The sequence below is a fragment of the Bradyrhizobium sp. CCBAU 51627 genome, assembly GCF_028128765.1.
Classification (GTDB): Bacteria; Pseudomonadota; Alphaproteobacteria; order Rhizobiales; family Xanthobacteraceae; genus Bradyrhizobium.
Window position 1 is genome coordinate 94,103 of sequence record NZ_LBJG01000086.1, and the last position, 24,625, is coordinate 118,727.

Annotated in this window: 23 protein-coding genes and 1 pseudogene; 4 read left to right on the top strand and 20 right to left on the bottom strand. The window is 64.2% G+C overall.

Going from position 1 to position 24,625, the window contains the following annotated elements; translation table 11 throughout:
• The first annotated feature begins 84 nt into the window (after positions 1-84).
• Positions 85-1,314: a lytic murein transglycosylase gene (locus XH88_RS31215; protein WP_271672064.1), complete on the top strand. Its 1,230-nt coding sequence runs from the start codon at positions 85-87 to the stop codon at positions 1,312-1,314.
• 7 nt (positions 1,315-1,321) lie between these two features.
• Here the strand turns inward: XH88_RS31215 and XH88_RS31220 are convergent, their stop codons facing one another.
• The 3 genes from XH88_RS31220 to recJ form a co-directional block, all read right to left on the bottom strand.
• Positions 1,322-2,116: an aldolase gene (locus XH88_RS31220; RefSeq protein WP_271672065.1), complete on the bottom strand. Its 795-nt coding sequence runs from the start codon at positions 2,114-2,116 to the stop codon at positions 1,322-1,324.
• 91 nt (positions 2,117-2,207) lie between these two features.
• Positions 2,208-3,017, bottom strand: a complete 810-nt coding sequence (locus XH88_RS31225; RefSeq protein WP_271672066.1) for an SDR family NAD(P)-dependent oxidoreductase — start codon at positions 3,015-3,017, stop codon at positions 2,208-2,210.
• Between the two features lie 43 nt (positions 3,018-3,060).
• A complete protein-coding gene (gene recJ, locus XH88_RS31230) occupies positions 3,061-4,902 on the bottom strand; it encodes a single-stranded-DNA-specific exonuclease RecJ (protein WP_271672067.1) in 1,842 nt (613 codons plus the stop codon).
• Positions 4,903-5,174: 272 nt separating this feature from the next.
• Between recJ and XH88_RS31235 the strand changes: the two genes are divergently transcribed.
• Positions 5,175-6,251, top strand: a complete 1,077-nt coding sequence (locus tag XH88_RS31235; RefSeq protein ID WP_271672068.1) for a methyl-accepting chemotaxis protein — start codon at positions 5,175-5,177, stop codon at positions 6,249-6,251.
• Between the two features lie 249 nt (positions 6,252-6,500).
• Here the strand turns inward: XH88_RS31235 and XH88_RS31240 are convergent, their stop codons facing one another.
• Positions 6,501-6,722, bottom strand: a complete 222-nt coding sequence (locus XH88_RS31240; RefSeq protein WP_271672069.1) for a hypothetical protein — start codon at positions 6,720-6,722, stop codon at positions 6,501-6,503.
• Positions 6,706-6,975 (bottom strand): hypothetical protein, encoded by a 270-nt coding sequence (locus XH88_RS31245; RefSeq protein WP_271672070.1) that lies wholly within the window; start codon positions 6,973-6,975, stop codon positions 6,706-6,708. The genes XH88_RS31240 and XH88_RS31245 overlap by 17 nt, the downstream gene beginning before the upstream one ends.
• Positions 6,976-7,062: 87 nt before the next feature.
• On the opposite strand from XH88_RS31245, the gene XH88_RS31250 reads away from it, so the two are divergent.
• Positions 7,063-8,709 (top strand): caspase family protein, encoded by a 1,647-nt coding sequence (locus tag XH88_RS31250; protein ID WP_271672071.1) that lies wholly within the window; start codon positions 7,063-7,065, stop codon positions 8,707-8,709.
• 5 nt (positions 8,710-8,714) lie between these two features.
• On the opposite strand, the pseudogene XH88_RS31255 reads toward XH88_RS31250, so the two are convergent.
• The 10 genes and pseudogenes from XH88_RS31255 to XH88_RS31300 all read right to left on the bottom strand — a co-directional run.
• Positions 8,715-8,962: pseudogene (locus tag XH88_RS31255) on the bottom strand (IS5/IS1182 family transposase); the annotation flags it as partial.
• A 507-nt stretch (positions 8,963-9,469) separates the two neighbouring features.
• Positions 9,470-10,465: an ABC transporter substrate-binding protein gene (locus tag XH88_RS31260; RefSeq protein WP_271672072.1), complete on the bottom strand. Its 996-nt coding sequence runs from the start codon at positions 10,463-10,465 to the stop codon at positions 9,470-9,472.
• Positions 10,466-10,739: 274 nt separating this feature from the next.
• Positions 10,740-11,183, bottom strand: a complete 444-nt coding sequence (locus XH88_RS31265; RefSeq protein WP_271672073.1) for a CBS domain-containing protein — start codon at positions 11,181-11,183, stop codon at positions 10,740-10,742.
• Positions 11,184-11,465: 282 nt separating this feature from the next.
• Positions 11,466-12,386: a L,D-transpeptidase family protein gene (locus tag XH88_RS31270; RefSeq protein WP_442868498.1), complete on the bottom strand. Its 921-nt coding sequence runs from the start codon at positions 12,384-12,386 to the stop codon at positions 11,466-11,468.
• A gap of 186 nt (positions 12,387-12,572) precedes the next feature.
• Positions 12,573-13,580, bottom strand: coding sequence for a 4-hydroxythreonine-4-phosphate dehydrogenase PdxA (locus tag XH88_RS31275; protein ID WP_271672075.1), 1,008 nt, complete (start codon positions 13,578-13,580; stop codon positions 12,573-12,575).
• Positions 13,577-15,115 carry a tripartite tricarboxylate transporter permease gene (locus XH88_RS31280; RefSeq protein ID WP_271672076.1) on the bottom strand — a complete coding sequence of 513 codons (1,539 nt, stop codon included), beginning with the start codon at positions 15,113-15,115 and terminating at the stop codon, positions 13,577-13,579. Before XH88_RS31280 ends, XH88_RS31275 begins: the two co-directional genes overlap by 4 nt.
• Before the next feature lie 11 nt (positions 15,116-15,126).
• The gene (locus XH88_RS31285) at positions 15,127-15,609 is read right to left on the bottom strand and encodes a tripartite tricarboxylate transporter TctB family protein (protein ID WP_271672077.1); all 483 of its coding nucleotides are present in this window, start codon (positions 15,607-15,609) and stop codon (positions 15,127-15,129) included.
• Between the two features lie 15 nt (positions 15,610-15,624).
• Positions 15,625-16,617 (bottom strand): Bug family tripartite tricarboxylate transporter substrate binding protein, encoded by a 993-nt coding sequence (locus XH88_RS31290; RefSeq protein WP_271672078.1) that lies wholly within the window; start codon positions 16,615-16,617, stop codon positions 15,625-15,627.
• A 54-nt stretch (positions 16,618-16,671) separates the two neighbouring features.
• Positions 16,672-17,931 carry a CaiB/BaiF CoA transferase family protein gene (locus XH88_RS31295; protein ID WP_271672079.1) on the bottom strand — a complete coding sequence of 420 codons (1,260 nt, stop codon included), beginning with the start codon at positions 17,929-17,931 and terminating at the stop codon, positions 16,672-16,674.
• 9 nt (positions 17,932-17,940) lie between these two features.
• Positions 17,941-18,735: an enoyl-CoA hydratase/isomerase family protein gene (locus tag XH88_RS31300; RefSeq protein WP_271672080.1), complete on the bottom strand. Its 795-nt coding sequence runs from the start codon at positions 18,733-18,735 to the stop codon at positions 17,941-17,943.
• 118 nt (positions 18,736-18,853) lie between these two features.
• On the opposite strand from XH88_RS31300, the gene XH88_RS31305 reads away from it, so the two are divergent.
• Positions 18,854-19,519: a GntR family transcriptional regulator gene (locus XH88_RS31305; protein ID WP_271672081.1), complete on the top strand. Its 666-nt coding sequence runs from the start codon at positions 18,854-18,856 to the stop codon at positions 19,517-19,519.
• A 13-nt stretch (positions 19,520-19,532) separates the two neighbouring features.
• Here XH88_RS31305 and XH88_RS31310 read toward each other — a convergent pair whose 3' ends face one another.
• The 5 genes from XH88_RS31310 to XH88_RS31330 all read right to left on the bottom strand — a co-directional run bounded on the left by XH88_RS31310 (position 19,533) and on the right by XH88_RS31330 (position 24,528).
• Positions 19,533-20,252, bottom strand: a complete 720-nt coding sequence (locus tag XH88_RS31310; protein WP_271672082.1) for a haloacid dehalogenase type II — start codon at positions 20,250-20,252, stop codon at positions 19,533-19,535.
• A gap of 140 nt (positions 20,253-20,392) precedes the next feature.
• Positions 20,393-21,394: a class II fructose-bisphosphatase gene (gene glpX, locus XH88_RS31315; protein ID WP_271672083.1), complete on the bottom strand. Its 1,002-nt coding sequence runs from the start codon at positions 21,392-21,394 to the stop codon at positions 20,393-20,395.
• A gap of 80 nt (positions 21,395-21,474) precedes the next feature.
• Positions 21,475-22,791, bottom strand: a complete 1,317-nt coding sequence (locus tag XH88_RS31320) for a homoserine dehydrogenase (protein WP_271672084.1) — start codon at positions 22,789-22,791, stop codon at positions 21,475-21,477.
• Positions 22,792-22,819: 28 nt separating this feature from the next.
• Positions 22,820-24,040: an LL-diaminopimelate aminotransferase gene (locus tag XH88_RS31325; RefSeq protein WP_028171284.1), complete on the bottom strand. Its 1,221-nt coding sequence runs from the start codon at positions 24,038-24,040 to the stop codon at positions 22,820-22,822.
• Positions 24,041-24,255: 215 nt separating this feature from the next.
• Positions 24,256-24,528, bottom strand: coding sequence for a hypothetical protein (locus XH88_RS31330; RefSeq protein ID WP_271672085.1), 273 nt, complete (start codon positions 24,526-24,528; stop codon positions 24,256-24,258).
• Positions 24,529-24,625: the final 97 nt, after the last annotated feature.

Sequence of the window (24,625 nt, forward strand, 5' to 3'; positions counted from 1 at the left end):
GCGACAGTTTGTTCCGGAGGAACAACTGTTCCCGCGTTCCAGTAACCAGCTCCCAGCAGCCCTGTTTCCCGCTAGAATAGCTTCATGAGACACGCTGATTCCTCGGTCCACCGCACCCGCCGCGCCCTGCTCCAATCCACCCTCGGTGCAGCCGCGCTGCTGACCTTCCCGGCACGCGTCCTCGCCTCGCCTCCCGGCTTCGACGAATGGCGTGAGGGTTTTCGCGCTCGCGCAATGGCCAAGGGCATTTCGGCTGCGACCTGGCAGCGCGCGATGGCACGCATCGAGCCCGACATCAGCGTGTTCAAGCAGATGCGCAACCAACCGGAATTCCACGAGCAGATCTGGCAATACATCAACCGCCGCGTATCGGACTGGCGCATCGTCAACGGCAAGATCGCGCTGAAGAACAACGAGGCGCTGTTCGCGCGCATCGAGCGCGATTTCGGCGTCGAGCGCGGCACGCTGCTCGCGCTGTGGGGCGTGGAGTCGGCTTACGGCGATCCCCTCGTGCAGCAGAACCACATGACGCCGGTGTTTCCCTCGCTCGCCGCGCTCGCCTGGAATGAGCCGCGGCGAAAAGCCTATTGGGAGGCGGAGCTGCTCAATGCGCTACGGATCGTCGACAAGGGCTGGAGCACGCCCGAGGAGATGCGCGGCTCGTGGGCCGGGGCGATGGGCCATTCGCAATGGATGCCGGAGGTCTGGCTCAATGTCGGCATCGACTACGACGGCGACGGCAAGGTGTCGCCGTTCGGTAAGCCCGACGACGCGCTGGGTTCGACCGCAAAATATCTCGTCAATCGCGGCAAGTGGCATCGCGGCGAGCATTGGGGCTACGAGGTGCGCGCGCCGGGTGAGATGAGCGGCAGCCGAACCTACGCGGCATGGCAGGCGGCCGGCGTCACCCGCGCCGACGGCCAGGCCTTTCCGCAGCCGAATGCATCGGCACAGATGTGGACACCGGTCGCGGGCGGGCCGACTTTCCTGCTGGGGCCCAATTTCTACTCGGTGAAGAGCTACAATCCCTCGATGAACTATGCACTGGCGATCTGCCATCTGGGCGATCGCTGCCTGGGTGCACCGCCTTTCATCCAGCCGTTTCCCGGTTCAGAGCGCGTGCTGACGCTCGCCGAGGTTCAGGAAATGCAGACGCGACTGACCAGGGCCGGGTTCGATACCGGTGGCACCGACGGCCGCGTCGGCAATGACACCATGAAAGCGATCAAGGATTTCCAGCTACGCGCCGGAATCACGCCGGCCGATGGTTATGGCGGACTGAAAGTGCTGGCCAAGCTGCGGCATGGATCTTAAGCCACCTTCAGTGCCGGTACTGCGGCTCTTCGGCATCGAGCTGGCGACGAATCGCGGCGAGATGCAGCCGCGCCGATTCGGCATCGCCCTCGCGCATCTGCTTGTAGGTCGCGGCTGCGATCGCGGGATCGACCGGCAGCACTTTCCGTCCCGTCGACATCGCCAGCACCTGCACTTCGGCGGCGCGTTCAAGATAGTAGAGATCGTCCCAGGCTTCCGCGATCGTCGGCGCCAGTACCATCACGCCGTGATGCTTCATGAAGACGATGTCGGCGTCGCCCACCGCAGAGGCGATGCGCGCGCCTTCGCTGACGTCGAGCGCGAGGCCGTTGTAATCGCGATCGATCGCCGTGCGGCCGTAGAATTTCAGCGCGGTCTGGCCGGCCCAGATCAGGGGATCGCCCTCGGTCATCGACAAAGCGGTGGCGTAGGGCATGTGGGTGTGGAAGGCGACCTTCGCGCGCGGCAGTCGCTTGTGCATTTCGGCATGGATGTAGAACGCGGTCGCTTCGGGCACGCCCTCGCCGTCGAGCACGTTGCCATGAAAGTCGCAGATCAGGAGCTTTGACGCCGTCAACTCACGAAAGGCGTAACCGTAAGGGTTGACGAGGAACAGATCGTCGTGGCCCGGCACCACCGCCGAGAAGTGATTGCAGATTCCCTCCTCAAACCCGTTGCGGGCCGCCATGCGGAAGCAGGCGGCGAGGTCCTCGCGCGCTGTGCGGATCGCTTCCGTGGCAAGGTCCGGCCGGTTCGAACGGAATGGCGCGGCTGACGAAGAAGAGTGAAGGCTGTGCGCCATGGCGAAGGACACCTTTGTCGGTCGGAAGCTACCCACCTTGTACAGGGGCTGCGCCTGCGCGTCAGCCCCTGCGGCGCCCCTGGCCTGCGTGTTACGCCCGCCGCGGCACGCCGCCGGCGTTCATTCCGCCGTCGATCACGAGCTCGCTGCCGGTGACATAGCGAGAGGCATCTGAGGCCAGATACAGCACGCCGGAGGCAATCTCCGCCGCCTGCCCGGCACGGCCGAGCGGCGTTGCCATCCTGGCCCGCTCCTCGGGATCGATCGGCGCGTTCTGGCCTGCGCCGGTCGCGCCCGTCGGGATCTTGCCCCAGATCGGCGTGTCGATGATGCCGGGATGGACCGAGTTGACGCGGATGCCGTCGCCGGCGGCCGCGCATTCCATCGCGATCGACTTGGCGAACAGCCGGACGCCGCCCTTGGTGGCCGAATAGGCCGACAGGCCCGGCGCGCCGCGCAGGCCCGCGAGCGAGGACATCATGACGATCGAGCCGCCGCCATGCTTGCGCATCAAAGGCAGGCAATGCTTGACCGAAAGAAAGACGCCGTCGAGATTGATCGCGTTCTGCCTGCGCCAGTCGGAGAGCGTCATGTCGGTGATCGAGGGCACGGCGATGCCGATGCCGGCATTGGAGACCATGATGTCGAGCCGGCCGTAGCGTTTGGCGATCTCGGCAACGACCTCGATCCATCGCTCCTCGCTGGTCACGTCCTGCTCCAGGAAGATCGCCTTGCCGCCGGCTTTTGCCACGCGCGCGGCGAGTTCGGGGCCGCGCAGTTCGTCGATATCGGTGATGACGACCGTCGCGCCTTCGCGCGCGAACAGCTCGACGATCGCCTCGCCTATGCCGGACGCGCCGCCTGTAACCAGCGCGACCTTGCCCTCAACCTGCCCTGCCATGTTCACTCCCTTTCTTCTTTGTTGTTTATGCCGTTTGGGGTCGTCATCTAATCGTGGACGGCCCCTGATCCGGTAGCGCGACGTCGATGACGCGAAATTGCACGCGCTCGGCACCCTGATAGCGATCGACCGACAGGGAGCCCGCGACATGCAGTTGCTGGCCGCGATTGGCGAGCAAGGCATTGCCGAGCTTTTGCCCGACTGAACGGAACGCGATGCCATTGACGATGGCACCGTCGCCGGACTTGAAGCGAAGGCGCAGATGCGCCTGGCCGACCTCGTCGGCGAAGACCAGTTGATGCGCCGGCAGCGTCAGCACCGGCTCCGGGTTGCCGCTGCCGAAGGGACCGGCACGATTGAGTGTGGTCGCAAGCTCCGTCGTTACCGCCCGCGCCGAGACTGCGCCATCGATATAGAGCTCGTTGACATGGCGCGCCTCGGCAACATCCCTTGCCAGCGCGTTCTCGAGATAGGCGCGGAATTCGGCCAGCTTCTCTTTCCGCAGCGTCACGCCCGCGGCCATCGCGTGGCCGCCGCCCTTGAGCAGAATGCCATCAGTGACCGCTTGCCGAACCACCTTGCCGAGATCGACGCCGGCGATGGAGCGGCCCGATCCGGTGCCGATGCCGCCGGGCTCGAGCGCAATCGCAAAAGCCGGCCGTGAGAACTTCTCCTTCAGCCGCGAGGCGACGAGGCCGACCACGCCAGGGTGCCAGCCTTCGGACGCGGTGACGATCACGCCGAGCTTGTCCTCCAGCCCGATCGATGCCAGCGCCTCGGCGTCGGCCTGCGCTTCGGCCGCCTGCTCGATGACGCGTCGCTCGCTGTTGAGGCGGTCGAGCTCGGCGGCGATCCGCGCAGCCTCGACGCTGTCGCCTTCCAGCAGGAGCCGTACGCCGAGGTCGGCCCGGCCGATGCGGCCGCCGGCATTGACGCGCGGCCCCAGCATGAAGCCGAGATGCCAGGCCTCCGGCGGACCATTGAGCCGCGCCACATCCATCAGCGCGGTATGACCGACATGGTCGCGCCGCCGCATCGCGATCAGCCCTTTGGCGACGAAGGCGCGGTTCAGGCCGATCAGAGGTGCGACATCCGCGACGGTGCCGAGCGCGACGTGATGCAGCATACCGAGCAAATCGGGCTCGGGCATCTCCGCCGTCCAGAAGCTGCGCTGGCGCAGCTCTCTGTTGACCGCGACCAGCGTCACTAGCACGAGGCCGACAGCGGCGAGATGACCGAGGCCGGAGAGATCGTCGAGCCGGTTCGGATTGACCAGTGCATCCACCTCCGGCAGCTCGGTGCCGGCCTGGTGATGATCGATCACAACCACGGACATGCCGAGACGCTTCGCTTCGGCGAGCGGCTCGATGCTGGTGGTGCCGCAATCGACGGTGACGAGCAGTGTCGCGCCCTTCGCCGCGAGTCCACGCACGGCTTCGACGTTCGGGCCGTAGCCTTCGAAAATGCGATCGGGAATGTGGATCAGCGGATCGAGCCCGCAATGGCGCAGGTGCCAGGCGAGCAGCGCCGCCGAGGTGGCGCCGTCGACGTCGTAGTCGCCGAAGATCGCAACAGTCTCACTCTTCGCGGCCGCATCCGCGATGCGTTTCGCGGCGGCCTCCATCTCCGTCACCGTGAACGGATCGGGCATGAGCTTGCGGATGGTCGGATCGAGGAAATCGGGTACGGCGTCGATATCGACGCCGCGGCCGGCCAGCACCCGCGCCAGCAGCTCCGGCAATTGGTGCTGCTGCACGATAGCGAGCGCCTTGGCCGCGCCGCGCGCATCCAGCCGGTCGCGCCAGAGCTTGTCGGTGAGCGAGCGCGCCACGCCCAGAAAGGTCTGGGGCATTTCGACAGGTAAGGCGATGGCGGGCGGCGTCATGATTCGCGGGTTCGAGTGGTACGGGCCTGGCAGCGGCGATGGCCGCATCTTTTCAGGATTCGGCGGGAATCCTCGGCCATTTGCAATGTCAGCGGCCCAGAAAGCGGTGGATTGCCGGAACACCGAGCGGATTGACTACCATTTGAGCAGCCGCACGCCCAGCAAATTAAGTGGGCGTTAGCCGGAATCTTCGACAACGAGTCTTATTCGATCTGTAACCCGTTGTTCCCAGTTCATTGCAGATCAGACCGCATTGCCAAGGGAAGTCCCCGATGTCTGCTGCGCTGGGTCTGAAAACCAAGCCTGTCACCACCGGCCCCCGCGACGACGATTCCGACATCTCCGCGCTGATCAACCGCCTGACCGCGGAGGTCAACCAGATCGCGGTCGACAAGACCAAATCGATCCAGCAGATCACCAACCAGATGAAGATGCTGGCGCTGAACGCGTTGATCGAGAGTTCGCGTGCCGGCGCACAAGGCGCGGGATTCGCCGTGGTGGCGCAGGAGGTGCGCGGCGTCGGCCAGCAGGTCGAGACCATCGCGCGCGAGCTCGAGACCCAGCTGACGAAACGCACCGGCGACCTGGTCGCCTCGATCGAGCGTATGAGCCAGCGTTCACGCGGCGAGCGCATGATGGATCTGTCGCTCAACGCGGTCGAATTGATCGACCGCAACCTCTATGAGCGCACCTGCGACGTGCGCTGGTGGGCGACCGATTCCGCCGTGGTCGATTGCGCGGCCTCGCCGGCCCCGGCCGCCGTCGCCTATGCCTCGCAGCGGCTCGGCGTCATCCTCGGCGCCTACACCGTCTATCTCGACCTCTGGCTCTGCGACCTCGACGGCAATGTCATCGCCAACGGCCGCGCCGACCGCTCCCGCGTCGTCGGCCAGAACGTCGCCCACACCAAATGGTTTCGCGAGGCGAAAACCTTGCGTTCCGGCGACGACTATGTCGCCGGCGACGTCGAGAACCAGCCGCTGCTCGGCAACGCGCAGGTCGCAACCTATTGCGCCAGCGTTCGCGCCGGCGGCCAGGCCCATGGCGCGCCGATCGGCGTGCTCGCCATCCATTTCGACTGGGAGCCGCAGGCCCGCGCCATCGTTCAGGGCGTGCGCGTCGGCGACCATGACAAGGCGCGCGTGCTGCTGGTCGACTCGAACTTCCGCGTGATCGCCGCCTCCGACGGCCAGGGCATTCTGAGCGAGCGCATCGCCCTGGCGCTGGGCGGCCAGCGCGCGGGCTTCTACCACGACCGGTCAGGCGCGATGATCGCATTCCATGCAACGCCCGGCTACGAGACCTATCGCGGGCTCGGCTGGTACGGCGTCATCGTTTGCGGGGCGTGAGCCGAAGCCCGTCAGTTCGCGAAAACAACCCCATGCACAGTAGCCGGACTGTTGTGGCGACAAGGTTTTTCGAGCGGCCGTCTTTCGATGGATCGGCACCAAGCGCCGCAAGGGTTAGCTGATCGCAACGGCCCGGTGCGCCCGATCGCACTGGCGGGACGTTTGACTCGTCGGGCAAAACACTGGCAGAATGGCATTATCGCAGCATTTGCCAGCCTATTGCGGCCGGCGAGCACCTTGCTCGCCGCGTCAGGTCGGCCGCTTTCCGATAAGACCCTGGACGGGCTCGCTGACGTTCGGCTGCAGCGCGTGCGAGACCATGGGCGGCGGTGCCGGCTGGGCTGGTGTCTCGATCTCCTTGCGCCCGAAGTCCGGCGCATGACGCTCGATGTAAAGCTGGCCTGCCACCAGCATGATGCCGGCGCAGAGCAGCACAAGACTGACCGTCACGAGGTCACGACAGTCGTCCATTGATGTCGCCCACCCAGATGTCGAAGCAGAGAACGTCGGCCCGCCCGGTCCGTTCCAGCACATGAACCACGATGAGCGCGCCGGAACGTTCTGGCCTGTCCCAAGATGACATGCGCCAGAGGCCGGTGTTGACCGGACCCACATCTCCCTGGTGGAGCGCGGAAGTGGAACGTTCCTGACCGGCTGTTGGTGCCGAGCGAAGGAGAACACCTGAAGCTGAAATTTGGATGATGCAGACCTTTGGCTGCTCCATTTGTTGGCGCTAGCTCGATTCACCGTTTAGTGTACGACGACCGGAAGGGGCTGAAAGCAAGGTGCAGCCTTGCGGGGGGTGGAAACGATGTTGGGACGCTTTACTTTCTTAATTTCAGTCTTGCTCCTGACAACACTACCGGCACTTGGCACCGAGCGGGTTGCGTTGGTAATTGGCAATGGTGCGTACATGACGGTACCAGCTCTTCCGAATCCAACACGAGATGCGGCTGACGTTGCTCGCGCTTTGGAGCGCCTCGACTTCAAGGTCACTCAAGTAACCAATGGCACTGCCGTCGACATGCGCAAAGCAATCGTCGAGTTTGGCCGCGCTGCCGAAGGCTCGATGATGGCCGTCGTTTTTTACGCTGGCCACGGCATGGAGGCCGGAGGAGAAAATTGGCTGATTCCAACGGATGCCGAATTGAGGAGCGACACAGATGTCGAGAGCGAAGCAGTCAGTCTGAGGTCTGTGAATCTCCAGGTGAGCAAGGCGCGACAGTTGGGATTGATCATTCTGGACGCGTGCCGCAACAACCCTTTTGAAGCAAAGATGAGGCGGTCCTTGGCCAGCCGCGCAGTTGCCCGTGGACTGGCCCCGACAGAACCAACAGACAATGTACTCATTGCATATGCTGCTCGCGACGGGACTACCGCAAGTGATGGGGACGGAAGGAACAGCCCTTTCACGACTGCGCTTCTTCGACACATCGAGACACCCGGATTGGAGATCTCATTCCTTTTCCGTCGAGTTCGCGATGATGTCATGACCGCGACCAAGCGCGAGCAGCAGCCCTTTGTGTACGGGTCACTGTCAAAAGAGGAGATTTATCTTAAAGGACCGACCGCGAGTCCTCCCAATGCTCCGGCTTCAGGCGTCCCGGCCTCACCTGTTGTTCCTACGCCCCTCGAGCCCAAACCCAACACTGACAACAGCACGCAAAAGCAAGCCCCGACCGCCAGCGCAGTCATTACTGATCGCGGCGCGTTCTCACCCGAGGATGGTCAACGCGTAACGGCAATAGCGACCAAACAGCAATTGAAAATGCCGGAATTCACCATCACGCCCAGCAAGTCGGATTCAGCGGGAGCGAACTCGAAGTTCGTCGGAGTGTGGTCCAGCAAGAAAGGATGGGGCGACGGCAAAGGCCGACATGCAATGCTGATCATTACTGATGTCTCGGCGACCGGCCTAGCCACCGGGTTCTATCTCTGGGGGCCACCCACGAAATCATCCTGGGTGAAAACGCCTGCGGGTTACTCCCGGTTCGCGGAGTACATTGACAAAGACGCTTTCTCGATGAAATACCGCGAGACGATCACTGTAAAATTCGACGCAAAGAACGTAATTAGCTTATCGAATTCAAATCCCGATCATCCCACAGAGCAGCCAACCATCGATCTCTATCCGGTCTGGCAGTTAGTCAAGCCAACACTGGCGGTGAGTTCTCCCTCAAATACTAAGGAGCACCCACAAAAGCCGAAGGAGCTCTCGACCAATTCGCCCTCGCCAATGGTCAGGCGCGAGGACCAATCGCGTTCGGCCAAGCAGGCGCAACAGCCGAGCGGAGATGCTCGATGTGACAGGATGCATGATCGGCTCGGCTGTCTCTGCGCTCTGCAAAACGGAGGCGGCATCTCGCCCGACGGCAAGAGTTGGTGGTCGAAACGCCGTACCACCGATGCTCCCAACGAGGCATTTGTCCGATGCCAAATCCGAGCGGGCAGGACGTAGATCTCTCGGAGCCACAACCATAGCCGGAGAGATGCGAGTTGGACGTAGGCAAGGTAAGTTCCCGCAAGCCTGTCGTAGCGCGCCACACGACGACGTTGTTTGATCCTGTTGAAGAACCGTTCGACCTGGTTGCGGTCGCGATTAAGATACGGGCTGAAGCAGATCAGATCGCTGCGATTGCTTTTCGGAGGATGTTGGCCCAGGCTCCCTTTTTCACGGCCAGTTCTCTTATCCAGTCGGCATCATAGCCACGGTGATTACAGTCCAGCACTGTCACCGTAACAGCCGTAACAGCGGAAGGCGGGACAAAAGAAAGCCGCCAGCCTTGGGGAAGCCGACGGCTTGGGTGGGGCCGCGTAGTGGGGACTACGCGACCTACCGTCTAGCGGGCGGCGCGCCGTGTACTATTAGACATCCAGCGGGGAGCTTGCTCTTCAGCGCTCGTGGATCAGTATCGCGAAGAGCTTCAAAGGAGGTCCAATCCGAGCAACCGATGCCGTCGTTAACCGCGACAACATGATCGCCTACCTGAACGTCAAGCGCCAACGCTACGCGGCTCAGTGCCAAAGTTGCAATAGAAGCGATCAGGATGCGCATGCTGGCATGGGTTTCGCGTCGGTAGCGGATTTGTTAACAGTCCACGAGGCCCGCTCAGGTAGAGCAAATCTTGTCGGTTGGGGCGCGATGAGCGGACCTCCGGTAGACGGGGTACTTTGCAGCGGGCCACAACCGGACTCATGCAACGCAGCAATCACGATTTCTATTCGATCACCTCGTCGGCCTGCGCCAGCAGCGCTGGCGGCACCGTGATGCCCAACCGCTTCGCCGTTTTCAGGTTCAAAATGAGTGTGAATTTGTCGGCCTGCTCGATGGGCAGATCGCCGGGCTTCGCTCCCCTCAGGATTTGGGCGACTTGGCCGCCGGCGCGGCGCGCCTGCTCATCGAAATCGGTATAGTATGACATCAATAGCCCGCCCCGCGTCCAGACGGGGGTGGGACCGAACGCCGGTTTACCGGTCTTTGCGAGAGAGGCCACAATTTGGGGGATGCGGGCCACGAATCTTGGTTCAAGGGACAGAAAGAACGCGCTGACGTCGTCGCGTTGCCCTGACCCAATGGCGCTGTCGACGTCAGCGAGCGTCGGCACCTCATACATGGAAACCGCGAAGCCCAATTGCTGGGCTACCTTTTGTACGGCAGTCCGCTCGACGGGAAATTGACGAGCAGTGTCGGTAAGACCAATGAACCCAAGCCGCGTCAGGTTCGGCACCAGATCCTTGAAAAATTGAAATTGCTTGCTCATCAGGCTCTCTAACCCACCCATGGCGTTCTGGACGTTGCCAGTCACCATGCCGCCCGGCCTTGCATAGCTCTCTACCCAGCCGTACGCGACCGGATCGATTGCAATGCCCGTGAAGACCACCGGCGCGTTCGGTACTTGCCTGTGGATTGGCTTAGGACCACTGGCCACGGTGACATAGACGCGGGGCTTCAAGCCATCCAGTTCCTTGACAATTTCAGGCAGTCGCGCGTAGTCGCCCTCGGCGAAGCGCACCGTCATCACATAGTCCTTGCCTTCGATGAGGCCGGAGCGCTTGAGACCCTCCCGAATACTGGCGCTCCTTGCGGTTGCAATTTCCTCAGTCGCCATGACTAGGACAGCGACGAGCGCCAGGCTCGCAGCCTGCTGAGACCGTGCCGCCGGCGGCCACGCCGCCGCTCCGCCGATCAGTCCGATGAGCTCGCGTCGCTTCATTGCCGGCCCCAACTCAATATCTGTGGGTGATGATAAGCAGGTTTGGACACTGGTCCAAGAGCGCGGGCGGCCGCCAGCCTGTCACGACCGCTCGTCCCCTGAAAGCGGGCATCGCCACCTTTATCAGCTCGTAGGATCGGCCCGTTCATCCAGGCGACACCACCAAGTTGGTGTAGACCTCGAAAGGGGACAGGTCCGTGCGCCCTGATCCGCGAGACGTCCAATGAGGGCCTGCAGACCTCCGCGGGGCCGATGTTATCGCGCGGTTCGTTTGTCAGCCTCCGGGGCCGTCCTTCATGATGTAGCCCATCAGGTCGTCCACGTTGTGCTCCAAATCCCGGATGACGTTCTTGACGACGTCTCCGATCGAGATCACGCCCACGACCTTGCCCGCGTCCAGCACCGGCAGGTGACGAAAGCTGCGCTGAGCCATCATTGCCATGCAGCCTTCCAGCTGATCGTCCGGCTTGACCGTCACCGGGTTGGCCGTCATCACTTGGCCCACCGGCGTCTGCTTCGCATCGAGCCCGGGCAGCAGCACTTTGATAGCGCAGTCACCCTGGGTCACGATGCCGACCAGCACGTCGTCGTCGATGACCAGCACTGACCGGACCCGGTTGTCGCGCATCTGGCGTAAAGCTTCGACGACCATGTCGCCGGAACGAACATGGGTCAGGGCACTACTCTTCTGAGCCAGAGCGCTTCTTACTGTGGTCATCGATTTCCCCTCGTGCGCCCTGTCCTGCCCGCCGCGGTCTGCATCGAAGGATAGTCGAAATAACTTGCATCGTCAGCCCTGCGCCAAAGCCTGCGAGAGAGCCCCGGGGCGCTGCAAAGCCGTCCCGCGCGCGGCGGGTAAGGGCTCTCGCCGCGCGATGACGCCCGCCGTAATCCTCGACAATCCCGACGCGGAGACACCCTCCCCAACCCTCTCCCTCAAGCAAGCGGGACAGGGAGCCCACAGTCAATGCTGCGGCAGCGTGTACATCATGGGTGAGGATCAGCTGGTGCCCTCGACGAAAACGACCGGTGTGCCCTTCGAGACGCTTGCTGCGACGCGCTGCGCGTCCCAATTCGTCAGCCGCACGCAGCCATGCGATTGGCCCTTGGAGATGTTCTGCGGGGACGGCGTACCATGGATGCCGTAACCCTCGGCGGACAGGTTGATCCACACCGTGCCGACCGGGTTGTTCGGCCCGGGCATGATCTTGAAGGGTTTTCGGGAATGAACGCCCTTGAAGTGATAGGCCGGATTATAGCGGTAGGTCGGGTTTTGATCGATCTCGGTGACCTTCAGCGTGCCTGACGGTGATGGCTTCTCCTCGCTGCCGACGCTCGCCGGATAGAAGCCGATCAGCGCATTCGACTTGTCGAACAACTTGACGGTCTGCCTGACCTTGTCGATCTCGACCCTGTCGGCCTTAACGGGCGGAGCGCTGCCGCCCTCGCTGGTGTCGACCACAGCGATGATCTCGCCGGCACGGTCGAAATGGCGCCCCGGATTGAGCGACGCCAGCAGCTGCTCGCTCATGTGAAACTTCTCGGCCAATTCCTCGCGCGGGCTGGTGTAGCCGAGCTTCGGAATGTCCTTCATGTCCTCCATCTTGGCCGGAAGCTTGCGCAGGAAGGGACCTGCGACGTCCTTGTCGGTGATGGTGTAGGTGGTCGTCAGCGGCCGGTCGTCCGTCTGGAGGGCTTTCCAGACATCGTCAGACACCTCGTCAGAAGCAGGCAGTTGCCGCGCTTCCTCAAAGGCGCGAAGCGCTTTCCTGGCGTTCTCGCCGAACTTGCCGTCGATCTCGCCCGGCGAGAAATGGGCCCGATCCAGCAGGACCTGCAGGCGCACCCCAGCCGGGGTCGGCTTGTCCTTCGAAAGGGTCTTCTTCAATGGCTGGGCAGCCGCGATGGCGGCCGGATCCATGCGGGCGGCGAGCACCGGGGTGGCCGTGAAGGCGAGCAGCGTGACTGCAAATGCAATTTTCGCGACCGCGTGCAGCGGCTTCGCCTCGGCCATGGTCCAGCTCCGACGTGGGAACGTTCGTCGGATTGGCAACTCGGCTCGGCGGCGGAAGTTTCCAGTTTTTCCTGAAGGGCGAAAGCGCAGCGCCTACCAGGCAGCCCGGCGCGCTGTCATCTCCGCCGCGAGCAGCACCGCAGCCCGACTGGCGCCGATCGAGGCGATCCCCTGGCCCGCGATGTCGTAGGCCGTGCCGTGCGCGGGCGTGCAGATCGGGAACGGAAAGCCGCCGAGCAGGGTCACGCCGCGATCGAACCCCATCAGCTTCATCGCGATCTGACCCTGGTCGTGATACATGGTCAGCACCGCATCGAATGCGCCGGCCTTGGCGCGCAGGAACACGGTGTCGGCGGGAAATGGGCCCTCGACGGCCATGCCGTCTCGCTTGCCGGCTTCGACCACAGGCGCGATGACGTCGATCTCCTCGCGGCCGAAATTGCCGCCGTCGCCGGCATGCGGGTTGAGGCCCGCCACGGCAATGCGAGGCCGCGCAAAGCCTGCTTTCCGCATGCAGGCATCGGTCAGTTTCAGCGCCCGCTGGATCTGCTCGACGGACAGTTTCGTAGCCACATCCCTCAGCGGAATGTGCGAGGTGACGCGCGCATTCCAGAGTTCTCCGAGCACGTTGAATTCGCTGGCCGGCGTCTTCAGGCCGGCGACTTCCGCGGAGAACGCGATCTCGTCGTCATAGTCGGCACGCGCGAGTCGCATCGCGGCTTTGTTGAACGGCGTGAAGCAGACGGCATCGACCCGGCCGTCCCTGCCGAATTCGAGCGCCCGCTGGTAATTGGCCAGCGCAAACTGTCCGCCCGCAAGGCTCGCCACGCCACGCTCGACCCGCGCGGGATCGAGATGGCCGAGATCAAGGAATAGCGTATCATCAGGCAGCTCATCGAAATCGGCGCCCTGCTCGACCGCCGTCAGTTCCGGCGTGACACCCGCGATCTTCGCACCCTCGTCGAAGATGCGGCGGTCGCCGATCACGACGAGCCGCGCGCGGACGCGGATTTCATCGAGCGACACGAGTTTTGCGGTCAACTCCGGGCTGATGCCGGCGGGGTCTCCCATCGCCAGGGCAATGAGCGGCTTTGCAGTCATATGATCACCTTTTCCTGGGCCGCCGTCTCGGCGGCGGGCGACGTGGATTTGCGGAAGGGGCGCGCAAGCTGCAAGACCAGCGGCAGCAGCAGCAGTGCAATCCCCGCCACCACCAGGCACGTCACCAGCTTGTTGGCGAAGAAGATCCCGAGCGATCCCTTCGACATCAGCATCGATTGCCGGAACGCGTCCTCGGCCTTGTCGCCGATGACGATCGCGAGCACCAGGGGCGCCAGGGGATAGAACAGCTTCTTGAAGAGATAGCCGACGATTCCGAAGCCGAGCATCATGACCACGTCGAGATAGGAGTTCGACACCGAATATGCGCCGACGACGCAGATGATCACGATCAGTGGCGCGATCACCACGAACGGAATCCGCATCAAGGCGGCGAAAACAGGCACGGTCAGCAACACCAGCGCGACCGCGACGATGTTGCCGACATACATCGAGGCGATCAGGCCCCAGACGAAATCTTTCTGGTCGACGAACAGCATCGGCCCTGGATTGAGGCCCCAGATCATCAGCCCGCCCATCATTACGGCCGCGGTCGCCGAGCCGGGAATGCCGAGCGAGAGCATCGGCAGCAGCGCGCTGGTCCCGGCGGCATGATCGGCGGTCTCCGGCGAGATGATGCCTTCGACCTCGCCCGTGCCGAAATAGCGGCCGCGGCGGGAGAAGCGGCGGGCGATGCCGTAGCTCATGAAGGAGGCTGCGGTCGGACCGCCCGGCGTGATCCCCATCCAGCAGCCGATCGCGGCGCTCCGCAGCAGCGCGACGCTATGCCGCGGCAGGCGGCCGACTGCGCGGAACACCTCGCGCCAATCGATCTTCGAGGAGACGGCGCGGGCATGAAACTCCTCTTCGACCGCGACCAGGAGCTCGCCGATGCCGAACAGGCCCATGACGGCGACGACGAAGTTCACGCCCTTGACCAGCTCGTCGATACCCATGGTGAGGCGGACGCTGCCGGACACCGTGTCGATGCCGATCGCGGCGATGGCAAAGCCGATCGCGAGCGCCACCACGGTCTTGATCGGCGCCGCGCCGCCCATGCCGACGAAGCTCGCGAAAGCCAGGAAATAGACCGCGAAATATTCCGGTGGACCGAACGCGAGCGCGACCTGCGCCACCCATGACGCCAGGAAGGTGATCAGGATGACGCCGATCAGCGCGCCGAACGCGGCCGAGCCGAAGGCGGTGGCGAGCGCCGTGGTCGGCCGGCCGTCGCGCGCCATCGGATAGCCGTCGAAAGTGGTTGCGACCGAGGACGGCTCGCCCGGGATGTTGAACAGGATCGAGGTCACCGAGCCGCCGAACAGCGCGCCCCAATACATGCTGGAGAGCAGGATAATCGCCGAGACCGGCTGCATGCCGAAGGTCAGCGGCAGCAGCAGCGACACCCCGTTCGGGGCGCCCAGCCCCGGCAGCACGCCAACGAGAATGCCGAGCAGCACGCCGACGGCCATCAGGACGAGATGCGGCACGGTGACCGCGATGGTGAAGCCGTGCAGGAGCTCTGCGAGATTGCCCATTGCCCGCTCCCTCAGAACCCGAGCACTGCTGCGAGCGCGCCGTGCGGCAGGCTGACCTGGAACATGCGCTCGAACACGACGTAGAGCGCGAGCGCCGTCGCCACGGCCGTGGCCGCCGACCACGGCACGGATTGATGCCGGGGGAACGCGAGCACCGCGAAGACGTAGGCCGCCGAGGCCATGTACATCCCGAGCAGCGGGATCACCGCCACGAAGATCGCGGCGGGCACGAACAGGCCGGCCAGCCGCCACAGCTCGATCGACGTGATCGCGATGGGGACACTCGCCAGCGTCGCGGCCGGTACGATTCCGCGCACCAGATTGTAGAGACTGCCGGCGAGGATGATGATGCCGGTCAGGAACGGGAACGTGCCGGCATCGACGCCCTCGCTCGACCAGCCGATGCCGTTGTCCAGGCTCTGCACCACCACCGCGACACCGAAACTGCCGGTCAGGATGGCGGTGGCAAGCTCGAGGGCGCGGCGTGAGATCATGGTGCGATACCCGCCCTACTTGACCAGCCAGCCCTGCTCGGTCGCGACCTGTTTGACGTGCTCGAGATCCTGCTTGATGAACTGGTCGAACTCGGCACCGGTCAGGAAGGTGTCCACCTGGGAGGTCTTCTCGATATAGTCCTTCCATTCCGGCGTCGCCTGCACCTTCTTCATGAGGTCGACGTAATAGGCGGCCTGCTCCGGCGTGACCTTGCCGGGCAGCCAGACCGTGCGCGGCTGCTCGTATTGCTTGATGTCGAGACCCTGCTCGACGCAGGTGGGCACATCGCTCCAGCCCTCGGTCGCCGTGATCTTGGGCCCCTCGGGGAGCCGCTTCGGGCTGAAGACGCAGAGCGGACGCTGTGTGCCGCCGCGCCATTGCCCCAGACTCTCGCTGGGATTGTTGACATGGGAATCGATATGCCCGCCGGCGAGCTGCACGGCGGCCTCGGCGCCGCTCTTGAATGGGATGTAGGTCAGCTTGACGTGACCGACCTTCTCGATCATGCGCGTCAGCACCTCGTCGGTGTCCTTGGACTGCGCGCCGCCCATCTTGAAGCTGCCGCTGGCTGCCGCCTTCAGATAATCGCCCGCGGTCTTGTAGGGCGCGTCCTGCTTGACCCAGAGCAGGAACTCGTCCTGCGCCATCGCCGCAATCGGCGTGAGATCGGTGTAGTTGAAGGCGACCTTGGAGACCAGCGGCTGCTGCCAGGCGTTCGAGGTGCCGAAGATCACCTTGTAGGGATCGCCGGCGGAAGCCTTGCCGTAGACGTAGCCTTCGGCGCCGCTGCCGCCGCCCTTGTTGACGACGACGATCGGCTGCTCCGTCAGCTTGTGCTTGGTGACGATGTTCTGCACCGCGCGGGCGAGATTGTCGGTGCCGCCGCCGGGCCCGGCCGTCGCCACGAACTCGATCGGCTTCTGCGGCTGCCAGGCCGCGAGCGCCGGCCCGTTGCCTGCGAGCACGGCGACGCTTACTGACAACAGGAAGAGAGATGTCCCACGCATGATTTCCTCCAACTGATTTTTCTGTTTTGCTTGATCAGTCGTCTCGACCGCCGCTCAGGCGACGCGTTCCCTGCGCTCCCCGGAGGCCGAGACGATTGCGCCGTCTTGCTCGAGCGCTTCGATTTGCTTCTGGTCGAACCCGTGCTCGGCCAGCACCTCGCGCGTATGTTCGCCATAAACAGGCGCGCCTGTTGCGACCTTGCCGGGCGTTTCCGAGAACTTGATCGGCAGGCCGATCGTCTTGACCGGGCCGAGCGTGGAATGCTCGACCTCGACGACCATCTCGCGCGCCAGCGTCTGCGGGTCGCTGAGCGCCTCCAGCATGTTGTGCACGGGGCCGCATGGAACGCCCTTCTCGTCCAGCGCCGCGAGCCAGTGCGCGCGCGCCCGGGTGCGGAAGCGTTCGCTGAGGACCGCTTCGAGCTCCTTCAGATTGGCCATGCGGTCGGCGCCCGTGACGAAGCGCGGATCGGCGGCGAGCTCGCTCGCGCCGAGCGCTTCCAGCATCAGCAGCCAATGTTTCTTGTTGGCACCGCCGACCACGAGCCAGCCGTCGGAGGCTTCGAACGCCTGATACGGCGCGTTGAGCGGATGGGCCGAGCCCATCGCGCGCGGCGCGGTGCCGGCGGCGAGCGCGATCGTCGACTGCCAATAGGTCTGCACCAGTGCAGCCTCGTAGAGCGAGGTCTCGACCCACTGCCCCTCCCCGGTCTTGAGGCGATGCGTGTAGGCGGCGAGGATGCCCATGCTCGCGAGCAGGCCGGCGGTGATGTCCGACAGCGGCGGGCCGCATTTCACCGGCGGGCCATCGGGGCGCTCGCCGGTAAAGCTCATGATGCCGCTCATGGCCTGCGCGACCAGGTCGAAGCCGCGACGATGCTTGTAGGGTCCGGTGCGGCCAAAACCCGACAGCGAGCAGTAGATCAGCGCCGGGAATTGCTTGTGCAGCTCCTCATAGCCAAATCCAAGGCGCTCCATCGCGCCGGGCGCAAAATTCTCGACCAGCACGTCGGCATCCGCAATCAGGCGCCGCAGCACCGCTTTGCCGCCGTCTGTCTTCAGATCGAGCACGATGCCGCGCTTGTTGCGGTTCATCATCAAGAAGGAAGCAGCCTCGTCCCCGATCTTCGGCGGCACCGAATGACGGGTGTCATCGCCGTTCGGCCATTTCTCGATCTTGATGACGTCGGCGCCCATGTCGGCGAGCATCAAGGTGCAGGTCGGCCCCGCCATGACATGGGTGAGATCGATGACCTTGAGGCCGGCGAGCGGTCCGGAACGGCGCGAGGTGGATTGCGATCGATCGCTTGGCATCGGAGCGTCCTATTGACCGCGCCACTGCGGGGCGCGCTTGTTGAGGAAAGCATCGAGCCCTTCGCGAAAATCCTGGCTCGTGTAGCACATCAGGATGAGGTCTTCGCCCTCGTCCCGGCTCAGCCGCCGTTGCAGCCGGGCGACCGCCTGCTTGGTCGCGTTCAGCGTCAGCGGCGCGTGGCTTGCAACGAGGCGCGCGATCTCATCAGCACGCTGGTCGAGCGCTGTGAGATCGTCGACGACCTCGCCGAGCAGGCCGATGCTGGCAGCCTCCGCAGCCTCGACGAGGCGCGCGGTGAAGATGAGATCCCTGACCCGCGCCGCCCCGATCAGCGCGGTGAGACGGCTGACATTGGACATCGACAGGCAATTGCCGAGCGTGCGCGCGATGGGAAATCCGATTCTTGTGCTGCGCGTGCCGATGCGCAGGTCGCAGGCCGCGGCAATGCCCGCGCCGCCGCCGGTGCAGAAGCCGTTGATCGCCGCGATCGTCGGGACCCGGCACTGCTCGAGCGTGGTCAGCACCCGGTCGATGCGGTTCTCGTAGTCGATCGAGTCCTGCGGCGTCCTGAATTCGCGGAACTGGTTGATGTCGGTGCCGGAGGCGAAGGCTTTGTCCCCGGCCCCGCGCAGCGCCAGCACCTTGATCGACCGGTCGTCATTGGCCTGCTCGCAGATGCCGGCGAGACGCTCATACATGGCGAAGGTGAAGGCGTTGCGCGCCTGCGGGCGGTTGAAGGTGATCCACCCGACCCCGTCCCGGCGTTCAAAAACGAGGTCGTCCGCCGCCACCGCCTGGTCCATTTTCCTCGGCCCCATCTGTTTTTTGCATTTTTGAATGCAGAATTTGGGATTTTCAAGATATAATTAGCTAGCTTTCGTCTATTGGATTATTTTTGCATTCAAAATTAGAGATGTTCCCATGCTCCATGAGGAAGTCGTCGGCCGCATCCGCGACATTCTGCTCGACGGCGAGATCCCGCCGGGCGCGCGGATTCCCGAGCGCGAGCTGTGCGAGCGGCTCGACATCTCGCGCACGCCGCTGCGTGAAGCGCTCAAGGTGCTGGCCGCGGAAGGCCTCGTGCAGCTGCTGCCCCATCGCGGATCGCGCGCGGCAAAGCTGACCGACAAGGACATGCGCGACCTGTTCGAGGTCTGCCAAGGGCTCGAAGCATTGGCCGGCGAGCTCGCCTGCGAGCGCATCAGCGACACTGAGATCGCTGACATCGCCGCGGCCCACGCCACGATGGTGCAGCATTATCGCGAGGGCGATCTGATCCAGTATTATCGCGGCAACCGCGCCATTCACGAGGGGATCGTCACCGCGGCCGGCAATCCCGTGCTCGCGGGGCTCTACGCATCCGTGACCGCGCGCATCCGCCGCGCGCGCTACGTCACGCCAATGACACCTCAGCGCTGGGCGCTCGCCGTGAAGGAGCACGAGGCCATCCTGAACGCACTGCAGCGCCGCGACGGCACCGGCCTCGCCCACATCCTGCGCGCGCATCTGCGCCACAAGCGTGAAGAGGTATTGCAGGCGGGTTTTGCGGAAACGGAGGCAAGCGAGCTCGCGCTGAAGAGCGCCTGAGGCAGCAGCTCGGCTAGCAGCCGAGCCTGTCGGCGATCCCGCAAAAATCCTTGGCGACGATGTCCCAGGTGCCGGTAGCTTCGAAGTCGACCTTCTGCAAGGGGCCATACTCGGTCGGCCGCGCCACGAAGGCGGTCTTCAGGCCGTATTTTTGCGCGGCGGCGAGGTCGCCATTGTGAGCGGCGACCATCATGACCTCTTCGGGCTTGAGGCAAAGCAGCTTGGCCGCGCCGAGATAGGTTTCGGGATCGGGCTTGTAGTGCTCGAACAGTTCGGCCGACATGATCAGGTCCCAGGGCAGGCCTGCGAACTTCGCCATGTTGGTGAGCAGCGCGACGTTGCCGTTCGAGAGCGGCGAGATCACGAATTTCGTCTTCAGCCGGGTCAGGCCGGCGACGCTGTCGGGCCAGGGATAGAGGCGATGCCAGCCCTTGGTGAGATGGTCGAGGTCGGCGTCGGTGAGGCCCTTGATGGCGAACTTCTCGACCAGCTTTTCCAGCGAGCGGCGATGCAGATCGTCGAGCATGACATAGCCGCGCTCGGGATGCTTGCGCACGTCATCCATCGAGGCGACATACATGCCGCGCCAACCGTCGACGAGCGCGATCCAGTCGGCGGAGATGCCGCGCTGTTTTCCCCACCACATGAAGTCGGTGATCAGGCTGGTGCGCCAGTCGACGACCGTGCCGAACACGTCGAAGATGAGGGCCTTGACGGCGGAGAGATCGGACATTGGCGCTTCCCTGGTTGTTCTTGTTGTCATTCCGGGGGCAATGCGCGGCATCGAACCCGGAATCCAGAAGTCGTGGCGCGAAATTCCGGGTTCTCCGGGCCGCGCGTCGCGCGGTCCCGTCGCTCCGGAAGACGAGCTTCCTAGTCCAGATGGAATTTCGCGAGTTCGCGGTGCTCGGCCTTGATGTACCGCACCGTGCCGGTGACGGAGCGCATCACCACCGTCTCGGTCTCGATCACGCCGTCCTTGCGGAATTTCACCCCTGACAGCAGCGAGCCCGTGGTGACGCCGGTGGCGGCGAACAGGCAGTCGCCGCGCGCCATGTCCTCGATGCCGTAGATCATCTTGGGATCGTTGACGCCCATCTTGGCTGCGCGCTCGCGCTTCTCGTCGGAATCCAGGATGAGGCGGCACTGCATCTGGCCGCCGATGCAGCGCAGCGCCACCGCGGCGAGCACGCCTTCCGGCGCGCCGCCGGTACCGAGATACATGTCGACACCGGTGTTGTCAGGATCGGCGCAGTGGATCACGCCGGCGACATCGCCATCGGTGATGAGGCGTACCGCGGCGCCGGTCGATCGCACGCTCTCGATGATGCTGGCGTGGCGCGGACGGTCGAGCACGAGCACGGTGATGCCCTCGGGCTTGACGCCCTTGGCCTTGGCAAGGCGGCGGACGTTCTCGGCGGGGCTGGCATCGAGCTCGACGACGCCCTTGTCGTAGCCGGGGCCGATCGCGAGCTTCTGCATGTAGACGTCGGGCGCGTGCAGCAGCGTGCCGCCGTCGGCCATCGCCATGGTGGCGATCGAGCCCGGCATGTTCTTGGCGCACAGCGTGGTGCCTTCGAGCGGATCGACGGCGATATCGACCTCGGGGCCGGCGTTCACGCCGACCTTCTCGCCGATGAAGAGCATCGGCGCCTCGTCGCGCTCGCCCTCGCCGATCACGATGGTGCCCTGGATCGGCAGCTTGTTGAGCTCGCGGCGCATCGCGTCAACGGCGGCCTGGTCGGCTGCCTTCTCGTTGCCGTGCCCGCGCAGCCGCGCCGACGACACCGCCGCCCGTTCCGTCACACGCACGATCTCCAGCGTGAGAATACGCTCGAGCAATGCTTGCGGCGGCACTGAAATATGGGTCGACATCGGCTAACTCCTTCGAAGCGTTTCGGACGGACATCTCCGTCCGCATCAACTCGTAACACCCACAGTTCGTTCGAACCGTGTCAGTTCTTCTCAATCCTGATGACCTGCGGCCGCCCGCTGATCACCTTGTCCCTCTGCACGGCCGCAAGCGCGCGGCGCACGGCATCCTCATGCGTGGCATAGGTGATCAGGATGACGGGCACGGGCACCGCCTTGCCGCTCGCCGGCGCAACGCCGCCATTGGGATGGCGCTGCACGATCGATTCGATCGAAATCTTCTGTTCTGCGAGCCGGGTCGCGATCGCAGCAGCGGTGCCCGGGAAATCGCGCGCCAGGAGGCGGATGTAGTAACCGCCTTCGTGCCGCTCCATCGGCGCCTTCCTGGTGTCGCGCAGCTGCGCGATCGGCCGGCCGAACGGATTGGCGCGGATGCCGCGCGCGACGTCCGCGATATCGGCGACGACGGCGGACGCCGTCGCTGCGCCCCCCGCGCCGGGGCCGACCAGCGTGATCGGCGGAATGCCCTCGCCATCGATCGTGACCGCATTGGTGACACCCATCACCTGCGCGATCGAAGAGGTTTTGGGAACCATGGTCGGATGCACGCGCTGCTCGATGCCCTTGGCGGTGCGAACGGCAACGCCGAGCAGCTTGACGCGGTAGCCGAGATCGGCGGCTGCGCGCAGATCTTCGGGTGCGATGGAGGAGATGCCTTCGACATACACCGCGTTTTGAGCAACTTTCGTGCCGAAAGCGAGGCTGGCGAGAATGGCGAGCTTCTGTGCGGTGTCGTGGCCGTCGACGTCGAAGGACGGATCGGCCTCGGCATAGCCGAGCCGCTGCGCGTCCTTGAGGCACTCGGCGAACGACAGGCCCTCCTGCTCCATCCGGGTCAGGATGTAATTGCAGGTGCCGTTGAGAATTCCGTAGACACGATTGATGCCGGTTCCGGCAAGACCCTCGCGCAACGTTTTGATGACGGGGATCGCCGCGCCGACGGCTGCCTCGAAATTCAGCGCACCGCCGTGCTTTTCGGCTGATTTCGCCAGCTTGATGCCATGCTTGGCGAGCAGCGCCTTGTTGGCGGTGACGACCGACTTGCCGGCGTTGAGCGCCGCATCGACGGCGGAGAGCGCAGGATCGCCGGCGCCGCCCATCAGCTCGACGAAGCAGTCGACCTCGGGGTGCGTGGCGAGCGCCAGCGGATCCTTGGCCCATTCGACGCCGCGCAGATCGATGCCGCGCTTCTTCGCCTTCGAGCGCGCGGTGACGGCAACGACGCGAATGCCGCGGCCGCTGCGGCCCGCGAGCACGCGCGCCTGCGTTTCGATCAAACGGACAACTTCGGCGCCCACGGTGCCGAGCCCCGCTATGCCCACTTTCAGGGGTGCAACCATGATGCTTTAGTGAACCTGTCGAAGAGAATTAGCGCCTGTTAGCGAGCGGAACGACGTTGTGCAACGTTTCGATGCCGCTTTCAAGGAAGCGGCGCACGCCGCGCGCGGCCTGCCTGATCCGTTGCTCGTTTTCCACCATGGCGATGCGGACATATCCTTCACCATGCTCGCCGAAGCCGACGCCGGGCGAGACCGCGACGCCGGATTTTTCGACCATCAAGGTCGCGAACTGCATGCTGCCGACGCTGCGGAATGCTTCCGGCAGCGGCACCCAGGCGAACATCGAGGCTTCCGGCGGCGGAATTTCCCAGCCGGCGCGGCCGAACGATTCCACCAGCGCATCGCGGCGCTTGCGATAAGTATCGCGCATCTCCTTGATGCAGTCGTCGGGGCCGTTCAACGCAGCGGTCGCTGCGACCTGCACCGGCGTGAAGGCGCCGTAGTCGAGATAGGATTTGACACGCGCGAGCGCGGCGATCACGCGCTCATTGCCGACGGCAAAGCCCATGCGCCAGCCGGCCATCGAATACGTCTTCGACATCGAGGTGAACTCGACGGTGACGTCCATCGCGCCGGGCACCTGGAGCACGGAGGGCGGTGGATTGTTCTCGTCGAAATAGACTTCTGCATAGGCGAGATCCGACAGGATCAGGATCTCGTGCTTCTTCGCGAAGGCGACGAGGTCCTTGTAGAAGTCGAGGCTCGCGACATAGGCCGTCGGGTTCGACGGGTAGCAGACGACGAGCGCCAGCGGCTTCGGAATCGAATGCACGATGGCCCGTTCCACCGCCTCGAAGAATTGCGGCGTCGGCTCCGAGGGCACCGAGCGGATCACGCCGCCCGCCATCAGGAAGCCGAAGGCGTGAATTGGGTAGCTCGGGTTCGGGCAGAGGATGACGTCGCCGGGCGCGGTGATCGCCTGGGCCACGTTGGCAAAGCCTTCCTTGGAGCCGAGCGTCGCCACCACCTGGGTGTCGGGGTTGAGCTTCACGCCGAAGCGACGCGCATAGTAGCCGGCCTGGGCCCGGCGCAGGCCGGGGATGCCGCGGGAGGCCGAGTAGCGGTCGGTGCGCGGCTTGCCAAGCGTTTCCTTCAGCTTCTCCAGCACATGGGGCGGGGCCGGCAGGTCCGGGTTGCCCATGCCGAGATCGATAATGTCGGCGCCGGCATTCCGCGCAGCCGCCTTGGCTCGGTTGACCTGCTCGAACACGTAAGGCGGAAGGCGGCGGATGCGGTAAAATTCTTCCATGGCTCTCTGGGCTCCGGGCAACCGGTCAAGACAGAATCGACCTGGCCAAGGGGCCAATCCGACAAGAATCGGCCCCACACATCAAAATCACTCAAAATCAGATACTTAGAGCAATCTGCGACGGCGGTGGCTGAAGTCGTTCGCCCTGACTCTCGGCTGAACTGAGGTCTTTTAGCACGGCAAGACGGGGGCGCCAGCGATTACCTTGCGCTGCGCTATTTCGCGTCCTTGGCGGCAATGGCCTGGCGGTCGCGCGCAGCGGCTAGCTCTGCCTCGATCTTGGCACGCTGGTCCGGTGGGATGATTGCCTCGTCACGGTCCGGCGGCAAATCGTGCACCGGGAGGTAGCCACCGGGCTCCCGGGGATGGGCCGGCGCATCAGCGGCTGACATATCCGCGATCTGGCTCGAGCAGCCGCCCAACGCAAACGCCACCATCAGCGCGCAGCACGCAAGCCGCGTCTTTTGCAGGTCCCAAAACGCCAACACCTGGGAAATCCCCTACTCGTCCCAACGCAAGGCTGCCGACAGCTTAATCAACAACCTGCCCAAGCTCAAACCATTGCTGCCCACAAATGGCGCGAGC